Origin of the sequence: Halomonas sp. E19 (assembly GCF_052439355.1) — a bacterium.
In the GTDB taxonomy this organism is placed as follows: domain Bacteria; phylum Pseudomonadota; class Gammaproteobacteria; order Pseudomonadales; family Halomonadaceae; genus Halomonas.
The window spans coordinates 2795134-2817112 of sequence record NZ_JBNFWU010000001.1 but is presented as its reverse complement, the minus strand read 5'-3'; the positions used below and the strand labels follow the sequence as shown (position 1 = coordinate 2817112).

The following is a 21979-nucleotide window of genomic DNA, read 5'->3' as shown; positions in this document are numbered from 1 at the left end:
TCTGCGCTGTCGTTGCTGTTCTTCTTGTCGGGCTGCACAGCCTGCCGGGCCAAGCGGCGCCGGCGCTCGGGCCGGAGCCCTTCAGGAGACGTTGGAGCCCTTCAGGTGACGTTGTCCAATCAAGCCACGTTGGAACCAAAGTAGGCTTCGATCACCTGGGGATTGTTCTGGATCTCCTCGATCGTGCCCTCGACCATCACGCTGCCCTGGGCCAGTACGATCACCGGGTTGCACAGCCGCGCGATCATGTCCATGTCGTGCTCGATGACCAGGAAGGTGTAGCCCAGCTCGCGGTTGAGCCGCTCGATGTTCTCGACCAGGTCGCCCAGCAGGGTGCGGTTGACCCCGGCGGCGATCTCGTCGAGCAGCACCACGCGGGCGTCGGTCATCATGGTGCGGCCCAGCTCCAGCAGCTTCTTCTGGCCGCCCGAAAGGTTGCCGGCCAGCTCGTTGCGCACGTGGTGCAGGCCGATGAAGTCGATCACCTCGAGCGCCTTGCGACGCACCTCGGCCTCCTCGCGGCGCACCACGCCGGGCTTGAGCCAGGCGTCGAACAAGCTTTCCCCGGCCTGCTTCGGCGGCACCATCATCAGGTTCTCCAGCGCGGTCATGTGGGAGAACTCGTGGGCGATCTGGAAGGTGCGCAAGAGCCCCTTGTGGAACAGGGCGTTGGCGGGTCGGTTGGTGATGTCCTCGCCGTCGAGCAGGATCTGACCGCTGTCGAGCGGCAGGGCCCCGGCGATGATGTTGAACAGCGTCGACTTGCCCGCGCCGTTGGGGCCGATCAGGCCGGTGATCGAGCCTTTCTCGACCTGGATGGAGCAGTCGTTGATGACCTTTAGACCGCCAAAGGCCTTGTAGACGTGCCGGACGTCGATGATGGCAGCCATAGCGTTGTGCCCAGTTCCTGTGCGGAGTAGTGTCATGTGCCCCGTGGCGCGCCGTCGGCGTGGCCCGGGCATCTCGTCTTGGGCCCGCCGTGGGCGGGCCGTGCTGCGTTGGTGCTGTATCGGTGCTGCGGGTGCCGACGGGCGTCAGCGCTCCTGTTCGTTGCTGATCAAAAAGGTGCGGCCGGCGGCAAAGGCGCCGACGATCACCAGCGCGCCGATGGTCGGGACCAGGTAGCCGTCGATCTGCGGAATGCTGCGCAGGAACACGAAGGCCACCGCCGCCGGTGCCACGAAGCGCACCAGGAAGCGCCACAGGCGGAACCAGGTCTCGCTGGTGCGCATCTCCTTCATCACCTCGGAATGGGTCAGCGCCCAGCCGGCGAACAGTGCGATCAGCAGGCCGCCCAGCGGCATGAAGATGTTGGTCAGCAGCTCGATGAAGTCGAAGGCGCTGCGTCCGAACAGGGCGTGGAAGATCGTGCCTTCGGCCCAGATATTGAAGCTGACGACCGTGAGCAGGCCCAGCGCCCAGCTGGCCACGACCATGGCGAACACCGCCTGGGGGCGGGTGAGGTCGAAGCGCTCGACCAGGAAGGCGGCCACCGGCTCGATCAGCGAGATCGAGGAGCTGATGGCGGCACCCAGCACCAGGATGAAGAACACGCCGCCGATCAGTGCACCGAAGGGCATCTCGGCGAAGGCCAGCGGCAGGGTGACGAACATCAGCCCCGGGCCGGCCCCGGCGTCGAGCCCGGCGCCGAACACCAGCGAGAAGATCGCCAGCCCTGCGACCATGGCCACGGCGGTATCGACGAAGGCGATGGCGAAGGCGGTTCGGCTCAGCGAGACCTCGCTGGACATGTAGGCGCCGTAGGCCATGATCGCGCCCATGCCGAGGCTCAGGGTGAAGAACGACTGCCCCATGGCCTGCAGCCAGCCTTCGAGGCTCAGGTCGGCCAGGTTGAAGGTGAACAGGAAGCTTGCTGCCGCGGCGAAGTCGCCGTTGACGATGCCGTAGCCCAGCACCACCAGCAGGATCACGAACAGCGCCGGCATCATGATGCGCAGGCCGCCCTCGATCCCCTTGTGGATACCCATGCCCACGATCAGCCCCGAGGCGATGATGAACAGGGTGTGATAGAGCGTGAGCAGCCCGGGAGAGGCCAGCAGGGCGTCGAAGCCCTCGCCGATGGTGGCGGCATCGGCACCGGCCAGGCTGCCGGTGAACATTTGCCAGGTGTAGTGGATGGCCCACCCGGCAATCACCGAATAGAAGCTCAGGATCAGAAAGGCTGAGGCGGCGCCCAGCCAGCCGATGGTTTCCCAGGCCCGCGAGGTATTGTGGGTGCGGGTGAGGAAGCGCATGCCCATGATCGGGCTCTGCCGGCTGGCGCGGCCGAGCATGGTCTCGGCGATCAGGATCGGGATGCCCACGGCGAAGATGGTGATGGCATAGACCAGGATGAAGGCACCACCGCCGTTTTCGCCGGTGAGATAAGGAAAGCGCCAGAGGTTGCCGAGCCCCACCGCGGAGCCGACCGCGGCCAGCAGGAAGGTGCCTTTGTGTGTCCAGACGTTATGCGTGCTCATTATGCTTCCGAAGAGTCGTTTTGGGCCTTGTGGGCCGTTCGGATGGCCGTTTCCGCATGGGGGTGAACGGCGGGGTACACTGTGCGATAGAACCCGCTTCCTGGCCAGTGCTAAAGCGTTAAGCCTGCGTTGGAGGCGGCAGGTGACCGGGCCTGGGGATCATGGAAGTCACCGCGCCTCTTCCGGTTCGTCGGGGCGCTCCTTGCCACGCGGCTCGAAGGTACGCCGGTCGTCCGGCAGGCGGACGGTGTCGCCCAGGCACAGCTTGCCGAGCTGGCGCCGCCGTGTGCCGCTGTCCGGCTCGATGATCGCCACCACGTCGCCGATGCTGGTGTCGTTCACGTAGGCCTCGACCCGCACCCGAACCACCTTGCCCTGGTAGCGTGCCGAGAGGATGTCGCCGCGTCCTGGCGGCGAGGCGCTGCCTGGCTGCTGCTCGAAGTGGCGCATCACGCTGTCGCTGCCCGGGTCGTCCCATTCTACATGTCTGTGCATGGTGTCTCCTCGCGGGAATAACGGGGTTTTCTGCAGCGTAGTCGGCTTTGTCGCATGGCTGGAAGCCTGATGTGGGGAAGGGTGCCGCCGCGTGGGCGTGGTGCGGCTGAAGGAAACGGGAGGGGGTATTGCAGCGAACTGCATAAGGCCGGGTGCAGGCAGCCGGGCTGCCTGCACCCGGCTGGCCAGGGCGTTGCGAAGTGGAGGCCGGCTAGGAGGCCTGCCTGGCGCCCAGGTCGGGCGAATAGCGTGCTTCGTCGTGGCAAGCGATCAGGTCGGCGCCCTCCCGCTCGACCCGTTCGGACATCGTCAGCCAGGTGTCGCCGAGCTCGCCTTCGTAGAGGCGAACGACCTCCACCCAGCCCTGGAAGGGCATGCCCTCGGCCTCGGCGGGCTCTGGGGCCGTGCGCAGCAGCCCAAGATCGGTCGGCCAGGTGTTCTTCAGCGCCTGGAGCTCGCCGACCGTGTGGCTCTGCCGCCCGTTCATGCGTGCCTTGACGGCGCCATCCGGTTGGAAATTGAGCTGGATGACGGCCCGCTCCAGGGGTGCCTGCGCCTGCTGCCAGTCGCGGGCCTTGAAGCCCAGGTCGGCGAAGGTGATCGCCTGCTGCCGGGAGGGCGTGGTGAAGCGCACCTCCAACTGCTCGGCGTGGTTCTTGCCGATCCACAGCTGGGTGTTGGAGGTCGGATCGCTGGCCAGGATTGCGGCTTCGCCCTCGCCCTTCCTGCTAGAGGCCCAAACGGCGACGAGTTCGAGGGTGAAGCCTGCACCGACGAGCCGCGGAGGCAGCTGGCCCAGGGTGTTTTGGGTCAGGGAGCCGCGGTAGGAGTACAGGCACGCCGGCGACCACACCTCTTCCTTGCTGTGGGCGCTGTCGGCCGTCACGCCCGGGTTGTCGTAGTAGACGTACAGCTCGAGGTCCCGCTCGGGATCAATGACCGGGATCTTCACGTGATGGCGCGAGTCGAGCCGCTGGCCGTGGTCGTAGGCCGCCAGGCCGGTGTGATAGTCCAGGTAGTTCACGTAATGGCCATAGAGCCAGAACAGCGGCAGCTCAGGGTGCCGATTCAGCGGCACGATGGGCCGCGAGTGCGCCTTGCCCTGCTCGTCACGGGTGATCCGCTCGCGTTCCCAGCGCTTGCCGTTGTCGGGCGTGATGTACTTCCAGATATGGCGCGTGGGTTGGCGGAACATGGCGTGCTCTGCCTGCTCGGGCTGTACCAGCGAAAGATAGGCGACGGAGACATCGGTGGTATCGAGAATGAAGCCGCCTGAATAGCGGCGCTGGCCGGTGCAGCAGGGGTCGGCCTCGGTGGCCATCCGGTGGTTTTCCCACTGGCTGCCATTCCAGTAGGCGTACCAGTAGTCGTGCGTCTGGTAGGAGCGCTCGCCCTTGGCCTCCCCGGCGTAGACATTGAACAGCCCGGCAAGCCGACCCTGGGTATCGACGGCGATGTCGTAGACCCAGGCTTCGCCCGCGGCGGTGGTGCCGTCATACACCTTGGTGGCCTGGGCCGGCGTGAACGGCAGGCAGCCGGCATCGCCGATCAGACCACCGTCGCTGCGGTGGTAGGTGCCGGCGGCATGGTCGTAGTAGGCATGGTAGATGGAGGTATGGCTCCACTCGTCGGGGTGCGCATCCGAGAAGAAAAAGTGGATCTTGTTGCCTTGCTGAGCCGTGACCAGGTAGGGCGAACGCTTCTCCTCGTCAATGAAGCGCACCGGATCGCTCCAGGTCTCGCCGCCGTCGTGGGAGATGACGAAGGTGGGGTTTCGGCTCAGCCCCGACCAGGTCCGCAGCGGGCGATATTGCCGCCAGAGGATGCCGTCCGGCAGGGTGTAGAGGTTCACGTAGGAGTAGGAGGGCTGGTAGGGGTCGGGGCATTGGGTCCCGGTCAGCTTCGCCCAGGCGCGTCGGGCATAGCGCTTCAGGGGTGGTTCTCACGCCTGGCGATGGCCTGCTCCTGGGTGAAGGGAATCTCTGCCTGCCACGACGAGATGTCTTCCGGCTCGGTGGAGATCCGCGTCCAGCTGTGCTCGGTGCTGTGTTCGCCGTAGATCACCACGATGCGCCCGTCCTTGCGCACGGTGATGGCGGGGTTGTTGTGGTCGTCCCACCAGCGGCCGCCGGCGCTCTGTTCATGGGAGCGGAGCTGGTGATGCATCCACTGCCGGGTTTCGTGATCGAAGGCGCTGATCCACCAGCCCTGGTTGGTGGTGTAGTAGGCCACGTAGGTGCGGTCATGGCGATCGACGTGGCGCACCGCCCTGGGGTCGCTCCACAGGGTCCAGACCGCCTGGTCGCGCAGCAGCCGCTGATGCACGACCCGCTCGTGCGACAGCGGCGTAACGCCATCGCCGGCGGTGAAGAGGATGTCCCTGCCGTCCGCTCGGGCGTGCTGTGCCAGCTCAGCTTCATGTTCCAGATCGACCAGCAGCGTGAAGTCCTTCAGTGCGCCTTCCAGCTTCTCCTGGGCACCGTGATGCGCTTGCGTCGTTGCCAGGCTGGGTCCAGCCAGCCGGTGGTGGCGGTCGATGATAGCTTGTCGATCGGTTCCTTCTGATTCTCCATGAAAACGTCCTTATCGCTGGTGTTGCATCCTGTTGCTGCGTTGACGCTGAAACGCCAAGCGGACTCTTCGTGCACTGTATCTGCGGGTCGAATTTGATTTTATCGAGCTTTCAATGGCGTGAAGGCGTGTTCACGTGGGCGTGATCGAGTGGCTCATGCCTATATCGGGTAAACGAAATTGATGGAAAAGGCATGGCATCGGGCTCTTGGAGTTAAACGCTGAATGCGATGTAAAACCGCCAAGCGTTGCAAGGCCAGTCCTACATTCGCCCTCCCTTTCCTGCCCTTCCAAGGGATCGCCCATGTAGGCTTGTGTGGCAGCTTGCCCGTCATTTTATTAGTCCACTGTACCGTACCGAGGGACTTGTTGTGTTTCTTCTTAGACTTATTCATGAGCTTCTCGGGGCCGTGCATGACATCAATAATGCCGCTTTTTAATCCTGTGAAATATTTGGTGAGTTTTCGTTATTTAACGTATGAATGAGGTTTAAAGATTCATTCAAATTAGCGTTATGGTGGCTGTTATAGATAACCGCCGCCAAGGCATGCGCCTTTTGCGGCGTCCGGCTCTCTCCCGGCGCCGCCGGGAAGGCCGCGGTTTCAAAGCCCCCGGGGGATGGGGGTTGCTGCGTTGATTGCTCGGGCTGGGCGGGAGTCAGTCGAACATGCGTCGGTCGACGCCAGCGGCTTCGAACAGGTAGTCGCGTGAGGCGGTGAGCTCGTCGCGCAGACGGGAAAGGTCGGCCCCCAGCAGCTGGCCGCGCCACTTGCGGATGCGCCCGGCCACCAGCACCGTCTCGACGTTGCTGCGCTCCATCAGGGTGACCACGGCGCCGGGGACGTTGTTCAGCGGCGCCACGTTGATGGCTTCGGCGTCGAGCAGCAGGAGGTCGGCCTCCTTGCCCGGCGTCAGCGAGCCCACCCGCCGCTCCAGCTTCAGCCCCCGGGCGCCGCCCAGGGTCGCATAGCGTATCACCTCGCGCGAGGTCAGCAGCGCCGGGCGCTGCTCTTCGCCCTGCAGGGCCAGCTCGTTGACGAACATGCGCTGCAGCGTCAGCGTCGAGCGCATCTGGGTGAAGAAGTCGGCGGTCATGGTGCACTCCACGTCGCTGGAAAGCGATGGCAGGATGCCCAGTTCCGACGTCTTCATCAGCGGCGGGGTGCCGTGGCGCATGGTCATCTCGATGGGCACCGCCAGCGAGACGTGAGCACCGGCGTCGCGCACCGCCTGCCAGGCCGTGTCGCTCATCCCCGTCATGTGGATCAGGATGTGGTTTTCCTCGATCTTTCCACTTGCCGCCAGCGCGTCGAAGGTCTCGGCCATGCCGAGGCTGCCGACCACGTGATAGGCCAGCGGCAGCTCCAGTTCACGGGCCAGCGCCCAGGCGGTCTCGTGGTCGGGCAGGTAGATCTCGCCGCCCATCACCATGGTCATCAGACCGTCGGCCGAGCGCCCCTCGCCGGTGGCGAAGTAGTGCTCGCGAATGCGCCTGGCGTCCTGGGGATACTGGGTGCGTTCGCCCTGGCCCTCGAAATAGCCGAACACGTTGCGCCGGGCGGAGTCACGCAAGCCCTCGATCGCGGCATCGGAGTGCTCGGGGCTGTGGTGGATCTGGCTGGTGTCCATCACCGTGGTCACGCCCGCGTCGAGCTGGCTGAGCAGGCCGGCCGTAGCGCCCTGCCAGGTCACGCCGATGCATAGTCGTCCTCGCGCACCAGTTCGCCGTTCGCGGAAGAACGCCGGGAGCGTTGGCGCGCCTCCTCCCGGGCGCGCCAGCCAGGACATGCGCCGAGCAGCCGGCCACGCAAAGCGCGCGCGCTCTTTCCATAGAAACAGGGTGCAGGCGGGTGGGCAAAGCGATGAAGCCACGGGCGGGGCAGACAGCGCGCGACAGAGCGGAAAAAGCTCTTCAGAAAGTGCCCACGAGTCTCAGTGTCTGAAGTCCGTGTTTCCAAAGCACTGACAAAGGACCACATGAAGTGGCAAAGCTCCTCTGATGCAGCAGCCTGCCAGAAGCCCAGCCTGCCACACAGTGCTGCATGGAGCGCCCACATGGAAGGAGACGGGAAGCGCCAATGAACTGGGCAGAAGGTCCAGTGCTCAGCGCCCTGCCGGCCATGCAGAGCCCCTGCTCGCCTGCGCAGTGGGAGAAAAGCTCCCAAGTGAGGCGAGTGAAGCCCCTGGCCTGCAGCCGAGCCAGGCCCCGGTGCCAGCGCCCAGGTCTGCAGACGCGGTGCCGTGCTGGCGGGGCCGGCCTTCCCGGCAATGAAGCGGCTGCACAGCAGCCCAGCAAGCAGAGTCCGTTGCAGAAGTGGTTTAGCGTGTGACAATGCGGGGCAGGTGTCCGTGCCAGGCAGTTACCTGAGATCCGTGGGGAAGATTACCAGAGCAGCCGGTGCCCAGTGGGGCCTGCAAGAGTGGCTGGGGGACTGCATTTCTGCCGCCATTAGAAGGGTCTGACGCCATTGTTGGTCTCGGACAGGGTGCACAGGAAGAGGGCTCATGTGCCGAGGGTGCAAAGGAGTGAGTGCCCACTTTTGCGTGTGGGGTTGTTTGTTGGGGCCGGGGGGCAGCAGAGCCCAGCCAGGGGCTCAGGAGATGAAGCTGGAAGCTGAGGACCAGTGCCACAAAGCCGGAGGCAGGCGGCGAAGGTAGCGCCGGCGGCGCCAGTTCGTTGAAACCAGGCGCCGCGCCAGCAGCCCAGGCGGCGGGTGCCGTCGACGCGCCAGGGCCAGCGGCGAGGAGAGCGCCGAAGTCGAAGCGGAAGTCGAACGCGCTCGAAACGATGTCCAGGCGTCGGCGGCGCGGGAACGCGCAGGTCGAAGTAGAGCGGTCTTCGGCGCTCGTCGCGCCACCAGGTCAGCTCGCCCTTGCGGTAGCCAAGCTCCTCCATCACGGCACCCTGGTGCTGCTCCTCGATGTCGATGATCACCTCTTCGTACGGCTCCTGCTTGATGCCGTCGATCTCCTTGAGGATCACCTCGGGGCGGCCCACCGCCAGCTCGAAGCCTTCGCGACGCATGGTCTCGATCAGCACCGACAGGTGCAGCTCGCCGCGGCCGGAGACGATGAACTTCTCCGGGCTTTCGCCCTGCTCGACGCGCAGCGCCACGTTGTGGATCAGCTCCTGGTCGAGGCGATCCTTGATATTGCGGCTGGTGACGTACTTGCCGTCACGCCCGGCGAAGGGCGAGTCGTTGACCTGAAAGGTCATGGAGACGGTCGGCTCGTCCACCGACAGCGGCGGCAGCGCCTCGACGGCGGTCGGGTCGCACAGGGTGTCGGAAATCGACAGTTCGTCGACGCCGGTGATGCAGACGATGTCACCGGCGGTGGCCAGGTCGGTCTGCACGCGCTCCAGGCCCATATGGGTCATCACCTGGCCGACCTTGCCCTTGCGGGTCTTGCCGTCGGTGCCGATCACCACGATCTGCTGGTTGGGCTTGACCGAACCACGCTTGATGCGGCCAAGGCCGATGACACCCACATAGCTGGAGTAGTCCAGCGCCGAGATCTGCATCTGGAACGGGCCGTCGAGTTCGACCGCGGGCGGTTCGACGATGTCGACGATGGCCTGGAACATGGGCGACATGTCCTCGGCCAGGGAGTCCGGGTCCATGCCGGCAATGCCGTTGAGCGCCGAGCAGTAGACGATCGGGAAGTCGAGCTGCTCGTCGGTGGCGCCGAGGTTGTCGAACAGATCGAAGATCTGGTCGATGACCCAGTCGGGGCGCGCGCCGGGGCGGTCGATCTTGTTGACCACCACGATCGGCTTGAGGCCCTGGGCGAAGGCCTTCTGGGTCACGAAGCGGGTCTGCGGCATGGGGCCGTCGACGGCGTCGACCAGCAGCAGCACCGAGTCGACCATCGACATCACCCGCTCCACCTCGCCGCCGAAGTCGGCGTGTCCGGGGGTGTCGACGATGTTGATGTGGTAGTCGCGGCCGTTGCCGTCCTGCCAGCGAATCGCGGTGTTCTTGGCCAGGATGGTAATGCCGCGCTCTTTTTCCTGGTCGTTCGAGTCCATGACCCGCTCCTGCCCCTCGGCCTTGCGGTCGAGCGTGCCCGACTGGCTCAGGAGCTTGTCGACCAGCGTGGTCTTGCCATGGTCGACGTGGGCGATGATGGCAATATTGCGCAAACTCTCGATACGAGACGGGGTTACAGCTGTGTTCATAGGGTGTGACTCATCAACAGGGGCGCACCTATGTACACATCGGAGGACGTACCCTAGGCGCGGGGTAGGGAGTGGAGGCGCATTGTACAGACTAGGAAGGGAGGCGAATAGCACAACCTCATGCTATCGGTAGACGTCGGCTCGTTCACTTCGACTGCGCCGCTTGCCGGATTGGCCCGCCGGGCACGAAAGAAATGAGGCGCGGCAACGGAAAAATTCAGCAACGGAACCTTTCCTTACTTTTATACACTGATAGCCACACAGCTTCGCTTTGCAGGCTGGCAGCGCATCGCCGCTCGCCAGGCCGCAGCGAGCAGGGAACTCAGCATACAACATCTACGTCACGCGACGGGTCCTGGCACTTCGTCACGCCTCGGCACAAGCCGGCCGGTTCGAACGCTGCGGTTCGTATTGGGCTAGTGCCTGTGTCCGACAACACCGGGTCGCGCATCGCACGCGCATGGCAGGTTGCCGTGCCATGGCGTCATGCAGGCGCGCTCGGTGCGCCTCTTCGTTGATCTACTCGGCGGTGACCCCGCAAGTATGGAGCTTCTAGCGGCTATGTTCCTCAGTAGCACTCTTCTGGATGCCCGCATGGTTGGTGCGCAGCTGCCGCGCCATCTCGGTGCGCTCTGGCGGGCCTCGCGCCGCTGGCCGGGAGAGCACGAGATTCTGGTGGTCGACGATACCGGCGACCCCGGGCTGCAGGCCATGGTCGAGCGTTACGGCATCAGGCTGGTGCGCTGCGACCGACGCCGGTTGGGCGAGCGACTCAACCTGGCCGCCCACGAGAGCCAGGGTGAGGTGTTGCTGTTCCCCGGCCGCGTGTCGCGGCGCGCCATGACCAAGCTCGGCGGCATGCTGGGCGAGGCGTGCCGCGGCAGCTGGGATGCGGTGGTCTTGCCGGGCAATCGGCTGGGCGTGCTGGCGCGCTGGTGGTGGCGCCTGCATCGCCCCTCGGACTCGGACGCCATTTGCGTCAAGCGTGACTGGTTCGAGCGGATCGGTGGCTGCGACGAGCAGTACGACCGCCAGGCCCTGGCCGAACTGGTCGAACGCCTGCGCGCCTGCCGTGCCCGGGTGCTGCTGGAAAGAGGCCGGGCCAGCGCCGCCACCTTGCCCTAACGCAACAAGCGCTCCGACGGCCAGCGAGGGCACGCACGCCGCGATCCAATCTGCCTTCTTTCGGTGCATTTTCCTTTCTCGCGCACCTTTATGGTGCAAGCATTCCTCGCCGAGCACCATCGAGCGAGCCGCCATGCTCGCTATGGCACATGGTGGTGCACATCCCGCTTCGAATAACTCCTTGAATTTCAGCGGCAAGAAAATTTTCGAGCGTCGCTGGTGCAAATTGGCACGCTGCCTGCATTGTATTGGCTAGCGCCATGTTCGTGCATGGTGATCGTGGGCAGCCGAACTGCCGCGTGCTACAAACATGCTGGAATGAACCAGCACTGGTCATCAGCCAACGAATCGAGCCAATGCTCAAACGGAGGACACCATGTCAGCCAAGACTCTCGCCCTGATCGAAGAACATGATGTGAAGTGGGTCGACCTGCGCTTCACCGACACCCGGGGCAAGGAACAGCACGTCACCATCCCGGCTCGCGATGTCAACGAGGAGTTCTTCGAGAACGGCCAGATGTTCGATGGCTCCTCCATCCATGGCTGGAAGGGCATCAACGAGTCGGACATGATCCTGCGTCCGGAAGACGGCACCGCTTTCCTCGACCCGTTCACCGAAGATTCCACCTTGGTGCTGCGCTGCGACATCATCGAGCCGGCCACCATGCAGGGCTACGAGCGCGACCCGCGCTCCATTGCCAAGCGCGCCGAGGCTTACCTGCAGTCCACCGGCCTTGGTGACACTGCCTTCTTCGGCCCCGAGCCCGAGTTCTTCATCTTCGACGAGGTGCACTGGAAGTCCGATATCGAGGGCTCCATGTACAAGATCACCTCCGAAGAGGGTGCCTGGTCGACCGATCGCCAGCTCGAAGGCGGCAACCTGGCCCACCGTCCGCGGGTCAAGGGCGGCTACTTCCCGGTGCCCCCGGTCGACAGCTTCCATGACATCCGTGGCGCCATGTGCAACACCCTGGAAGCGATCGGCCAGACCGTCGAAGTGCATCACCACGAGGTGGCCAACGCCGGCCAGAACGAGATCGGCGTCAAGTTCAACACCCTGGTGAAGAAGGCCGACGAAGTTCAGGAAATGAAGTATGTGATCCACAACGTGGCCCACGCCTACGGCAAGACTGCCACCTTCATGCCTAAGCCGCTGGTCGGCGACAACGGCAGCGGCATGCACGTGCACCAGTCGTTCTGGAAGGATGGCCAGAACCAGTTCGCGGGCGACCAGTACGCCGGCCTGTCGGAAATGGCGCTGTACTACATCGGCGGCATCATCAAGCACGCCCGTGCCCTGAACGCCTTCGCCAACGCCTCGACCAACTCCTACAAGCGCTTGGTGCCGGGCTTCGAAGCGCCGGTCATGCTGGCCTACAGTGCCCGCAACCGCTCTGCGTCGATCCGTATTCCGTATACCGCAAGCCCGAAGGGCAAGCGCGTCGAGGTCCGCTTCCCCGACCCGACGGCCAACCCCTACCTGTGCTTTGCCGCCATGCTGATGGCCGGTATCGACGGCATCAAGAACAAGATCCACCCCGGCGACGCCATGGACAAGAACCTCTATGACCTGCCGCCGGAAGAGGGCAAGAAGGTGCCGACCGTGGCGCACAGCCTGGATCAGGCCCTGGATGCCCTGGACAAGGATCGTGCCTTCCTCCTCGAAGGCGGCGTGTTCACCGACGACATGATCGACGCCTACATCGAACTGAAGATGGAAGACGTGGAGCGCATCCGCATGACCACGCACCCGATCGAATTCGATATGTACTACAGCTGCTGATCCCTCAGCGGCAAGCGCTTCACCGCAGGCGGCCGAGCCGCCGATGGTGACACGAAAGGGCCCCTCGCGGGGCCCGCTTTGTCGTACACTCAAGCCTGCGGCGGGGCCGCAGGCTGCTTCATGCCCGCCGCCGAGGCGGGCCTACACCTCTGGGCGCGTCGGGTTGAGCAAGGAGATCACGCCATGACGAAGGCTGTCGCGCTACTCATTCTCTGGTTGATGGCCGCATCGGCCTTCGCCACCACCATCTATCGTACGGTCGATGCCCAGGGCAACGTGATCTTCAGCGATAATCCTGAGCGCGGCGGCGAAGCGGTTCAGCTGGCGCCGCTGACGGTGGTGCCGGCCAGTGCCGGCGAGCGGCGCAGCGTCGTGGCGCCTCGCGTGGAAGGCATCGCACCGCGGGTGCCGGCGGCGCCGGGTCAGCCGTTCATGCCCTACGACACCTTCCGCATTCTCTCCCCGCCAGGGCGCCGCGCTGCCGGCCAGCCACGCCGGCAACCTGCAGGTGGCGCTGCTGATCGAGCCGCCGCTGCGCACGGACCATCAGGTTCGCCTCTTGGTCGACGGCCGGGTCAGCCAGACGGCGCTGCACACCTCGGCCTTCATGCTCTCCAACCTGGCCAGCGGTCGCTATGAGCTTCAAGCGGAGCTGCTCGACGCCCGTGGCGAGATTCGCCATCGCACGCCGCCGGTGTCGCTGGTGGTAGAGCGCGCCGGCCCGCCCTAGCTAGGGTCGCCGTTACCCGGCGCGTTTCCGCCCGAAAGTGGGGTTGCAGGACGTCCGGTGCGGTGGCGCTGTGACGGTGCGGGCGCCTGCCCGCACCGGGTCGAGCCCGCCCCGCCTTGGCTACCCCGTTGCCCTGTTGTACGGCTGGCGCGTTTTTTGGCGCACCAATATAGTGCATTAAAGTCGCCCGCCCAGGCCTTGGCCGCTGCCTGCCCTGCCGCAAGGCAGCGCCGTTGCGCGGTTTTCTCTTTTGGCGCACTTCTTGCTAAGTACTTGTAGCGAGTTGTTGGGTGCGTTGCGCTACGGCAACGCCATCGGCGCCATGCCGGTGCACGCCCCGTAAACAGAAGGCCATGCCATGTACCGACGCTTGATGGAACATCTCACCACCGCCGTGCTGCTGCTCGATGGCAGGCTGCGTCTGCGTTGGATGAATCCGGCAGCGGAAGCGCTGCTTGCGGTCAGCCTGGGGCGGGTGCACGGGCTGCGCCTGGCGGCGCTGCTGTCCGACGACGATGGCATGGGTGAGGTGCTGGCCAAGGCGGCCGGCAATCAGCACCCCTTCACCCAGCGTGAGGTGCGCCTGACCCTGGCCAGCGGCGCCGGAGCGACCATCGACTACACGGTGACGCCGCTCTCCACCGACGAGCTGCTGGTGGAGATGGAGCCCCGCGACAGGCTGCTGCGCATCTCGCGCGAGGAGGCGCTGCTCAACCGGCAGGAGGCGATCAAGGTACTTTCGCGCGGGCTGGCCCATGAGGTGAAGAACCCGTTGGGCGGCATCCGCGGCGCCGCCCAGCTGCTCGAGCGCGACCTCGACGACCCGGCCCTGCAGGAATTCACCCGCATCATCGTCGAGGAGGTCGACCGCCTGCGCGACCTGGTCGACAGCATGCTGGGGCCGAACAAGCTGCTGCGCCACGAGCCGCTCAATATCCACAAGGTGCTGGAGCGGGTGCGCACGCTGCTGCTGGCCGAGACCCCGGCGGTGCGGATCGAGCGCGACTACGATCCCAGCCTGCCGGACTTTCCCGGCGATGAGGCGCAGATGATTCAGGCGGTGCTCAACGTGGCGCGCAACGCCGTGGAGGCGATGACCGAGGCCGGCACCGAATCGCCGTGCCTGCTGATGCGCACGCGGGCGCGCCGGCAGTTCACCCTGGGCGCCGAGCGCCATCGCCTGGTGTGCGAGGTGGCGCTGATCGACAACGGCCCCGGCGTGGCCGAAAGCCTGCAGGAAACACTGTTCTATCCCATGGTATCGGGTCGGGCCGACGGCAGTGGACTGGGACTGTCCATTGCCCAGGGCATCTTGCATCAGCATCAGGGACTGATCGAATGCGAATCCCGCCCCGGGCATACCGAATTCAGACTTTTGATTCCGTTGGAGAGGCGCCATGACTGATGTCGCTCGTGTCGCGGTGGTCGATGACGACCGTGCCATCCGCTGGGTGCTGGAGCGCGCCCTGGCTCAGCCCGACCTCGACGTCGAATGCATTGATCGAGCCGACCTGGCTCTCGCTCGGCTGCTGGACGACCCCCCGATGTGCTGGTGACGGATATCCGCATGCCGGGCATCGATGGGCTCGACCTGATGTCGCGGGTGCGCGAGGTGCACCCGGACCTGCCGGTCATTGTGATGACGGCGCACTCCGACCTCGACAGCGCCGTGGCCTCCTACCAGGGCGGGGCCTTCGAGTACCTGCCCAAGCCGTTCGACGTCGATGAGGCGCTGGCCCTGGTGCGCCGTGCCGTGGCCCACGCACGCGAGCGCAAGCGGCCGGTCAGCGTGCCCGAGGGGCTCGATGCCGAGATCATCGGCGAGGCGCCGGCGATGCAGGAGGTGTTCCGCGCCATCGGCCGGCTGTCGCACTCGCACATCACCGTGCTGATCAACGGCGAGTCGGGCACCGGCAAGGAGCGGGTGGCCCGCGCCTTGCACCAGCACAGCCCGCGCGCCGCCCAGCCATTCATCGCGCTCAACATGGCGGCGATCCCCCGCGACCTGATCGAGTCGGAGCTGTTCGGCCATGAGAAGGGCGCCTTCACCGGTGCCACCGCCCAGCGCCAGGGGCGCTTCGAGCAGGCCAACGGCGGTACCCTGTTTCTCGATGAGATCGGCGACATGCCCGCCGAAACCCAGACCCGGCTGCTGCGGGTGCTGGCCGACGGCGAGTTCTACCGGGTCGGCGGCCATACGCCGGTCAAGGTAGATGTACGTATCATCGCCGCCACCCACCAGAACCTGGAGGCGCTGGTAAAGGACGGTCGTTTTCGTGAAGACCTCTTTCACCGCCTCAATGTGATCCGTGTGCACCTACCCAAGCTGGCCGAGCGCCGCGAGGATATCCCGCGCCTGGCGCGGCATTTCCTGGCCGAGGCGGCCAAGGAGCTGGCCACCGACGTCAAGGTGCTGACCAAGGATGCCGAGACCCACCTGACCCGGCTGCCCTGGCCCGGCAATGTACGCCAGCTGGAAAACACCTGCCGCTGGCTGACCGTGATGGCGTCCGGTCGCGAGGTGCTGGTGGAAGACCTGCCGCCGGAGCTGCTCGGCGACGAGGCGGGGAGGAGCACCTGGGCGACTGGCGTGCCGCCTTTCGGGACTGGGCCGACCGTGCCCTGGCAGCGGGCCACACCCACCTGCTGGAGGAGGCGGTGCCCGACTTCGAGAAGATTCTGATCGAGACCGCGCTGAAGCACACCGGGGGACGCAAGGGCGAGGCCGCCGAGCTGCTGGGCTGGGGCCGCAACACGCTGACGCGCAAGCTCAAGACGCTGCTGCCGATGCTGGCCGAGGAGTAGCTGAGTGGCGGGCGCGCTGGCGCCCGCCCCGTTCGTCGCCGCCGCAGTTGCCGCGCCGACCGCAGCGAACCGCTGCCGGCACGGCCTGCTGCGGCCCGGCAAAGGAACGTAACCCAGTCGCCAAACTCCCTTACCTGCGCCAACGGGAGGCTGAACTATGGTGAGTTCAGATCTTTCCGCTTTCGCTGAGTGTTGACAGGGAGAATGTCCATGAAAGCGCTGTGTTGGCATGGCAAGAACGATATCCGTTACGAAACGGTTCCCGACCCCCAGATCGAGCATCCCCGCGATGCCATCATCAACGTCAGCAGTTGCGCCATCTGCGGCTCCGACCTTCATCTCTTCCACCATTTCATTCCGGCCATGGAGTCCGGCGACGTGGTGGGGCACGAGTTCATGGGCGAGGTCATGGAGGTCGGTGCCGAGACCCGCGACCTCAAGGTAGGCGACCGCGTGGTGGTACCCTTCACCATCACCTGTGGCGAGTGCGACCAGTGCCGGCGCGGCAATTTTTCGCTCTGTGAACGCTCCAACCGCAACAAGGCGCTGGCCGACAAGGTGTTCGGCCACAGCGGGGCGGGCCTGTTTGGCTACTCGCACCTGACCGGCGGCTATGCCGGTGGCCAGGCCGAGTACGTGCGGGTGCCCTTCGCCGACAAGACCCATATCAAGGTGCCCGACAGCCTCACCGACGAACAGGTGCTGTTCCTGGGCGACATCTTTCCCACCGGCTGGCAGGCCGCCGTGCAGTGCGACATCGAGCCCACCGACACCGTGGTGGTATGGGGGCGGGTCCGGTTGGCCAGTTCTGCGTGCGCAGCGCGGTGATGCTCGGCGCCGAACAGGTGGTGGTGATCGACAACGTGCCGGAGCGCCTGGCCATGGCCGAGGCCGGCGGGGCGATTCCCATCAACTTCGATGAAGAAAGTGTGCTGGCCCGCCTGCAGGAGCTGACTCGCGGCAAGGGGCCGGAGAAGTGCATCGATGCGGTAGGCCTGGAGTCCCATGTGCCGCGCTCGATCGACTCGGTTTACGACCGGGTCAAGCAGGTCATGGCGCAGGAGAGTGACCGGGCCCACGTGCTACGCGAGATGATCTACGTCTGCCGCCCCGGCGGCATCCTGTCGATTCCCGGCGTCTATGGCGGCTTGATCGACAAGGTGCCCATGGGGCCGCTGATGAACAAGGGGCTGACGGTGCGCACCGGGCAGACCCACGTCAAGCGCTGGACCGACGACCTGCTGCGCTACATCGACGAGGGGCTGATCGATCCCTCCTTTGTAGTGACCCATACGGCCGGCCTGGACCAGGGGCCCGAGATGTACAACACCTTCCGCGACAAGCAGGAAGGCTGCGTGAAAGTGGTCCTCAAGCCTTGAGGTGCTGCAGCAACCATCCAGGAGGAGAAGCATGCACATGGAGCAAAATGGATCCTTGCACGGCAGTGATCGGCTGGCGCGCGGGCTGGGCTGGCTTAGCCTCGGCCTGGGGGTATGCAAGCTGCTGGCGCCGCAGAGCCTGACTCGCCCTCTCGGCATTCAGGGTGCCGAACCGCTGGTGCGGGCCTGTGGGGCGCGCAGCGTAGCCACGGGGATCGGCGCGCTTACCGTCAACCCCAAGCCTGCCCTGTGGGCCGGGGCCTTGGGCGATGCCATGGATGCCGCCAGCCTGGCCCTGCTGGCCAACCACCAGGAGCATCCGGAGCGGCGCAACGTCACCCGGGCGATGCTGTTGGCCACCACGCTGGCGGCGCTTGGCGTCTACGCGGCCCAGGACCAGACGCGGCGGCACGCCTACCAGGCCGGCCCCACCCCCGACTACAGTGGCCGCACCGGCTTTCCCCGAGGACTCGAGCATTCCCGCGGAATAGCCGGCCAGGCATCGGCAGGCTCGGCGCCGCAGGCGGCGCTGCCATCGCCGGCCCAGTCGCCGGGCGAGCGGCTACCTTCCCAAAGCGGGTCGCCCGAGCGCAGCGGCTTGCATGAGCGCAGCGGCCTGGGTCGCCCGGACTCGAGCTAGCCACTGCTCACCGCTGCATGCCTGCTGACCGCAACCGCGAAGGCCGCCCAAGGGCGGCCTTCGCACGTTTGTTGACTCGGGCCCAGGTTGGCGGGGGCGAGCCCAAGGGCAGGGGCGGACGCTCAGCCGCCGCCGATGCCTTCGATCACATAACCGCTGCCGCCGCATTCGGGGCATTGGCGACCCTCGATCTTGCCGCTGCCTTGGCATTCACGGCAGATGTTCTGCCCGCTGCCGGGGGTGCCGGGCGGGGCCTGGTCGCCGGGTTGCTGGGGGCGTGTTGCGTCGGGTTTGTCCGCCATGATGTCGCTCCTGTCGCATGTTTTTGCCAGTGACACGTCGTGTGGCTTCTCCTCACAACGTAGGCAAGCCGGGGGCGTACCACAAGCGCAGCGGCCGGCGCAGCGGCGTGGCCTTCCTGTGCCCACTAGTGCCAGAATGGAGCTCTTCAGGAGGAAGCCCATGGTGCAGATGCAGTGGCAGCGCTTGCTCGACCCCTCGCGGCTCGACGGAGAGCGCAGCGGCCGTGAAGAGATCGGCCGCAGCCCGTTTCACAAGGATCACGATCGAATCGTCTTTTCCGGCTCGTTCCGGCGCCTGGGGCGCAAGACCCAGGTCCATCCGCTGACCGACAACGACCACATTCACACTCGCCTCACCCACTCGCTGGAGGTGGGCTGCGTGGGGCGCAGCCTGGGCATGATCGTGGGTGAGCTGCTGCGCGAGCGCCTGCCGGCCTGGATGACGCCGGCCGACCTGGGCGTGATCGTACAGGCGGCCTGCCTGGGGCATGACATCGGCAACCCTCCCTTCGGCCATGCCGGCGAGTACGCCATCCGCGACTGGTTCAAGCGCGCCGAGGCCGACGGCAGCGGGTTGCTGGAAGGGCTGACCGAGCTCGAGCGTGCCGACCTGCTGACCTACGAGGGCAATGCCCAGGGCTTTCGCGTGGTCACCCAGATCGAGTACAACCAGTTCCGCGGCGGCATGCGGCTAACCGCGGCCACCCTGGGCACGCTGCTGAAATACCCTGGACGGTGGAGCACGGCGGCAGCGCCGGCAAGTTCGGCTGCTACCAGTCCGAGCGGCGCCTGCTGGCCGAGGTGGCCGACCGCCTCGGGCTGCTGCCGCGGGAAGCGGGGCGCTGGTGCCGCCACCCGCTGGCCTGGCTGGTGGAGGCGGCGGATGACATCTGCTACGCCCTGCTCGACCTCGAAGACGGCCTGGAGATGGGCATTCTGCGCTTCCAAGAGGTGGCCGACGTGCTGCTGCAGATTGCCGGCGACACGCCGCCGGACTACCCGGCCATGGTGCGAGATGGGGTGTCGCAGCGGCGCCGCATCGCCGCCCTGCGCGGCGCCGCCATGGAGCGGGCCGTCAACGACGTCGGCGCGGTGTTCGTCGCCCACGAGACGGCGCTGCTCAACGGCACGCTCAATGCCGACCTGCTGGAACTGTGCCATCCCGACCTGGGCTGGGGAGTCAAGGCGGCCAAGCAGCTGGCCCGCGAGCGCATCTTCCAGAACGAGCGCAAGGCCAAGCTCGAAATCGGCGCCTACACCACCCTGGGCATCCTGCTCGAGGCCTTCATCGGGGCTGCCCACGAGCTTCACTACACCGGCGGCTCGAGCTTCAAGCACCAGCGGGTGCTGGCGCTGATCGGAGAGAACACCCCCAAGCCCTCCTGGTCGCTCTACGACAGCTATCGGCGCATGCTGGATTTCATCGGCGGCATGACCGACCACTACGCCGTGGACCTGGCCCAGGAGATGGGCGGGCGGCTGCGCGGCGATTGAGGCAGGCCGCCGCCGCCCGTGCGGCTGTGGCAAAAGGCGGGCGCCGGCCGCGTTAGACCGACGGCTCGTTCAGCGCGAGGTTCTTCTCCAGCTCGGCGGCGCGCTCGATCAGGGCGGCGATCACCTTGTCGTGCATGGCATCGTCGATGGTGCCGAGTCGGATCTCGCTGAGCTGCTGCGCCAGCGCTTCGCCGCTGACCACCAGCAGCCCTTCCGGCGCACCGGCATAAGTGATCTCCCAGCCCGGCAGCGTCAGCACGCCGCGCACCGGCACCGGGGCGCCGCAGCGGCTTTCCAGCCACTCGGCCAGCCAGTGGGTGGCGCGCAAGGTCTTCTCGAGCGGGCGCTGTTCGCTCCAGCCGGGGAAGCGCAGGCGGTCGGACTCGACCGTGACCAGGTTGATTTCGCGCCCATCGGCGGTGAACGGCCGCGTGCGGGCGCGGGTCTCAACCACGAACACGCCGTGAGGCGTGACGGCGACATGGTCCATGGTGTCGGTGTCGGTGGGCACATCATGGAACACGTAGTAGGGGTGGGCCTCGGGATGGATCATGCGCTCCAGCTCCTGGCCGACCGCCAGCTCGCAGGCGAGCCCCAGCTTGATCCGGCGGATGTGCTGGAAGTCACGGATTAGCAGGAAGCAGTAGATCAATACCAGCACCGTACTGAGGGCGCCGTACAGCGCCCATTCGAGCCAGTTCTGGCGGTTGGCAAACAGCATGCGGCCCATGCCGTAGACCAGCGGGGCGAGGGTGACGATCGGCCCGAGGGCGCCATTGAGAAACAGCGTGGCGAAGGCACGGTCGAGGCGGTCGCGCAGGGCCTGGCCGGGCTCCCGCAGGGGCGGGCATTGAACGGCGAGCGTACCCGGGCATCGTGAAGGTTGCGCAGGGCGATCACGATGACCGCCATCGCCCCCAGGGGAACAGGAAGATCAGGGGAAGCAGGTATTCCAGCCAGGCCATCGGGAAGGTGTCCTTGCCTGTTGAGGGGCATGTAAGCCCTCCATTCTAGACAACCTTGGCGGGTGGAAGCCATGTTCATTCCCACCTGTACGCGGCAGGCGCGCCGGCGCCGAGCGGGTGGGGAGACAGACAGCAAGGGTGAAGAGCGAATGAAGCACACGGAACAGCGGGACACCTCGCGTGACGCCATGGCGCTGGCGGACTTCCTGGCGCGTCATGCGCGCTTGGCGGTGCTGACCGGCGCCGGTGTCAGCACCGAGAGCGGCATTCCCGACTATCGCGACCTCGACGGCGCCTGGAAGTGCTCGCCGCCGATGCAGCACCAGCAGTTCATGACCAGCCATGCGGCCCGACAGCGCTACTGGGCGCGGGCGTTGGTCGGCTTTCGCCTGTTGCACCAGGCGCGGCCAGGACCCGCCCATCGGGCCCTGGCGCGGCTGGAGTCGCTCGGCGGCATGACCGGGCTGATCACCCAGAACGTCGATGGGCTGCATCAGCAGGCGGGGTCTCGGCGGGTGATCGACCTGCACGGGCGAGCGGAGCAGGTGCGCTGCATGGGCTGCGGGGCGCTGCGCATGCGCCATGACCTGCATGCCGAGCTGGCCGACTGCAACCCCCAATGGCGGGACATGAAGGCCGAGGCCAGACCCGACGGCGATGCCGCGCTGGAGCAGGACTTCTTATCGTTCCGCGTGCCCGGCTGCCGGCGCTGCGGCGAGGGTATCTGGAAGCCCGACGTGGTGTTCTTCGGCGACAGCGTGCCGACCGAGCGGGTGGCACGAGCCATGCGCACGGTCGACGAAGCCGAGGCGCTGCTGGTGGTCGGCTCCTCGCTGATGGTGCAGTCGGGGCTGCGGTTCGTACGCCGCGCCGCCCAGCAGGGCAAGCCGATTGCCTGCCTCAACCTGGGGCTAACGCGCGCCGATTCGCTCTACCGGCTCAAGCTCGAGGCCCCGGCGGGCGCGACCCTCACCGCCGCCCTGGCGCTGCTTACGGACGCGGCAAGATCGGCAGGCTGAGGGTGTCGCCC

General features: G+C 66.1%; 17 protein-coding genes and 4 pseudogenes. 12 read left to right on the top strand and 9 right to left on the bottom strand.

The window, feature by feature from the left end; translation table 11 throughout:
• Positions 1 to 119: 119 nt before the first annotated feature.
• From ACUDAL_RS14695 to ACUDAL_RS14675, 5 genes are all read right to left on the bottom strand, one after another.
• On the bottom strand, positions 120 to 890 hold the full coding sequence (locus ACUDAL_RS14695) for an ABC transporter ATP-binding protein (protein WP_444678635.1): 771 nt from the start codon (positions 888 to 890) through the stop codon (positions 120 to 122).
• Between the two features lie 144 nt (positions 891 to 1034).
• On the bottom strand, positions 1035 to 2480 hold the full coding sequence (locus ACUDAL_RS14690) for a sodium-dependent transporter (protein WP_444678634.1): 1446 nt from the start codon (positions 2478 to 2480) through the stop codon (positions 1035 to 1037).
• 168 nt (positions 2481 to 2648) lie between these two features.
• Positions 2649 to 2975 (bottom strand): hypothetical protein, encoded by a 327-nt coding sequence (locus tag ACUDAL_RS14685; RefSeq protein WP_444678633.1) that lies wholly within the window; start codon positions 2973 to 2975, stop codon positions 2649 to 2651.
• Between the two features lie 211 nt (positions 2976 to 3186).
• Positions 3187 to 4875 (bottom strand): BNR-4 repeat-containing protein, encoded by a 1689-nt coding sequence (locus ACUDAL_RS14680; protein ID WP_444679396.1) that lies wholly within the window; start codon positions 4873 to 4875, stop codon positions 3187 to 3189.
• 29 nt (positions 4876 to 4904) lie between these two features.
• Positions 4905 to 5300: a BNR-4 repeat-containing protein gene (locus ACUDAL_RS14675; RefSeq protein ID WP_444678632.1), complete on the bottom strand. Its 396-nt coding sequence runs from the start codon at positions 5298 to 5300 to the stop codon at positions 4905 to 4907.
• On the opposite strand from ACUDAL_RS14675, the gene ACUDAL_RS14670 reads away from it, so the two are divergent.
• Complete coding sequence (locus ACUDAL_RS14670) at positions 5295 to 5540, top strand: hypothetical protein (protein ID WP_444678631.1); 246 nt, start codon at positions 5295 to 5297, stop codon at positions 5538 to 5540. The two genes, ACUDAL_RS14675 and ACUDAL_RS14670, sit on opposite strands and share 6 nt — an antisense overlap.
• Before the next feature lie 663 nt (positions 5541 to 6203).
• On the opposite strand, the gene ACUDAL_RS14665 is transcribed toward ACUDAL_RS14670, so the two are convergent.
• Positions 6204 to 7334: an amidohydrolase family protein gene (locus ACUDAL_RS14665; RefSeq protein ID WP_444678630.1), complete on the bottom strand. Its 1131-nt coding sequence runs from the start codon at positions 7332 to 7334 to the stop codon at positions 6204 to 6206.
• 715 nt (positions 7335 to 8049) lie between these two features.
• Positions 8050 to 9726 (bottom strand): GTP-binding protein, encoded by a 1677-nt coding sequence (locus ACUDAL_RS14660; RefSeq protein WP_444678629.1) that lies wholly within the window; start codon positions 9724 to 9726, stop codon positions 8050 to 8052.
• 594 nt (positions 9727 to 10320) lie between these two features.
• Between ACUDAL_RS14660 and ACUDAL_RS14655 the strand changes: the two genes are divergently transcribed.
• The 9 genes and pseudogenes from ACUDAL_RS14655 (at position 10321) to ACUDAL_RS14615 (ending at position 18188) form a co-directional block, all read left to right on the top strand.
• A complete protein-coding gene (locus ACUDAL_RS14655; RefSeq protein ID WP_444678628.1) occupies positions 10321 to 10851 on the top strand; it encodes a glycosyltransferase in 531 nt (176 codons plus the stop codon).
• 376 nt (positions 10852 to 11227) lie between these two features.
• Positions 11228 to 12634 carry a glutamate--ammonia ligase gene (gene glnA / locus ACUDAL_RS14650; protein ID WP_444678627.1) on the top strand — a complete coding sequence of 469 codons (1407 nt, stop codon included), beginning with the start codon at positions 11228 to 11230 and terminating at the stop codon, positions 12632 to 12634.
• 120 nt (positions 12635 to 12754) lie between these two features.
• Positions 12755 to 12928: pseudogene (locus ACUDAL_RS14645) on the top strand (DUF4124 domain-containing protein); the annotation flags it as partial.
• A 55-nt stretch (positions 12929 to 12983) separates the two neighbouring features.
• Complete coding sequence (locus tag ACUDAL_RS14640; protein WP_444679451.1) at positions 12984 to 13364, top strand: hypothetical protein; 381 nt, start codon at positions 12984 to 12986, stop codon at positions 13362 to 13364.
• A gap of 358 nt (positions 13365 to 13722) precedes the next feature.
• Complete coding sequence (gene glnL, locus ACUDAL_RS14635; protein ID WP_444678626.1) at positions 13723 to 14769, top strand: nitrogen regulation protein NR(II); 1047 nt, start codon at positions 13723 to 13725, stop codon at positions 14767 to 14769.
• A pseudogene (gene ntrC / locus ACUDAL_RS14630) lies at positions 14762 to 16169 on the top strand (nitrogen regulation protein NR(I)). Before glnL ends, ntrC begins: the two are co-directional and overlap by 8 nt.
• A 210-nt stretch (positions 16170 to 16379) precedes the next feature.
• Complete coding sequence (locus tag ACUDAL_RS14625) at positions 16380 to 16997, top strand: alcohol dehydrogenase catalytic domain-containing protein (RefSeq protein WP_444678625.1); 618 nt, start codon at positions 16380 to 16382, stop codon at positions 16995 to 16997.
• Positions 16982 to 17548 (top strand): zinc-binding dehydrogenase, encoded by a 567-nt coding sequence (locus ACUDAL_RS14620; RefSeq protein WP_444678624.1) that lies wholly within the window; start codon positions 16982 to 16984, stop codon positions 17546 to 17548. Before ACUDAL_RS14625 ends, ACUDAL_RS14620 begins: the two co-directional genes overlap by 16 nt.
• Positions 17549 to 17585: 37 nt before the next feature.
• Positions 17586 to 18188 (top strand): hypothetical protein, encoded by a 603-nt coding sequence (locus tag ACUDAL_RS14615; protein WP_444678623.1) that lies wholly within the window; start codon positions 17586 to 17588, stop codon positions 18186 to 18188.
• Between the two features lie 122 nt (positions 18189 to 18310).
• On the opposite strand, the gene ACUDAL_RS14610 is transcribed toward ACUDAL_RS14615, so the two are convergent.
• On the bottom strand, positions 18311 to 18490 hold the full coding sequence (locus tag ACUDAL_RS14610) for a hypothetical protein (protein WP_444678622.1): 180 nt from the start codon (positions 18488 to 18490) through the stop codon (positions 18311 to 18313).
• A gap of 160 nt (positions 18491 to 18650) precedes the next feature.
• Here ACUDAL_RS14610 and ACUDAL_RS14605 point away from each other — a divergent pair.
• Positions 18651 to 19984 (top strand): annotated as a pseudogene (locus ACUDAL_RS14605) (deoxyguanosinetriphosphate triphosphohydrolase).
• Positions 19985 to 20036: 52 nt separating this feature from the next.
• Here the strand turns inward: ACUDAL_RS14605 and ACUDAL_RS14600 are convergent.
• Positions 20037 to 20949, bottom strand: a pseudogene (locus ACUDAL_RS14600) (nuclease-related domain-containing protein).
• A gap of 149 nt (positions 20950 to 21098) precedes the next feature.
• On the opposite strand from ACUDAL_RS14600, the gene ACUDAL_RS14595 reads away from it, so the two are divergent.
• Entirely contained in the window at positions 21099 to 21968 is an 870-nt protein-coding gene (locus ACUDAL_RS14595; RefSeq protein WP_444678621.1) for an NAD-dependent protein deacetylase, read from the top strand.
• The last annotated feature ends 11 nt before the right edge of the window (positions 21969 to 21979 follow it).

Coding starts and splice junctions, on each gene's coding strand:
- ACUDAL_RS14695 (WP_444678635.1), bottom strand. CDS start 890: ATGGCTGCCATCATCGACGTCCGGCACGTCTACAAGGCCTTTGGCGGT.
- ACUDAL_RS14690 (WP_444678634.1), bottom strand. CDS start 2,480: ATGAGCACGCATAACGTCTGGACACACAAAGGCACCTTCCTGCTGGCC.
- ACUDAL_RS14685 (WP_444678633.1), bottom strand. CDS start 2,975: ATGCACAGACATGTAGAATGGGACGACCCGGGCAGCGACAGCGTGATG.
- ACUDAL_RS14670 (WP_444678631.1), top strand. CDS start 5,295: ATGCACGACCCGCTCGTGCGACAGCGGCGTAACGCCATCGCCGGCGGT.
- ACUDAL_RS14665 (WP_444678630.1), bottom strand. CDS start 7,334: ATGTCCTGGCTGGCGCGCCCGGGAGGAGGCGCGCCAACGCTCCCGGCG.
- ACUDAL_RS14660 (WP_444678629.1), bottom strand. CDS start 9,726: ATGAACACAGCTGTAACCCCGTCTCGTATCGAGAGTTTGCGCAATATT.
- ACUDAL_RS14655 (WP_444678628.1), top strand. CDS start 10,321: ATGGTTGGTGCGCAGCTGCCGCGCCATCTCGGTGCGCTCTGGCGGGCC.
- glnA (WP_444678627.1), top strand. CDS start 11,228: ATGTCAGCCAAGACTCTCGCCCTGATCGAAGAACATGATGTGAAGTGG.
- glnL (WP_444678626.1), top strand. CDS start 13,723: ATGTACCGACGCTTGATGGAACATCTCACCACCGCCGTGCTGCTGCTC.
- ACUDAL_RS14625 (WP_444678625.1), top strand. CDS start 16,380: ATGAAAGCGCTGTGTTGGCATGGCAAGAACGATATCCGTTACGAAACG.
- ACUDAL_RS14615 (WP_444678623.1), top strand. CDS start 17,586: ATGGAGCAAAATGGATCCTTGCACGGCAGTGATCGGCTGGCGCGCGGG.
- ACUDAL_RS14610 (WP_444678622.1), bottom strand. CDS start 18,490: ATGGCGGACAAACCCGACGCAACACGCCCCCAGCAACCCGGCGACCAG.
- ACUDAL_RS14595 (WP_444678621.1), top strand. CDS start 21,099: ATGAAGCACACGGAACAGCGGGACACCTCGCGTGACGCCATGGCGCTG.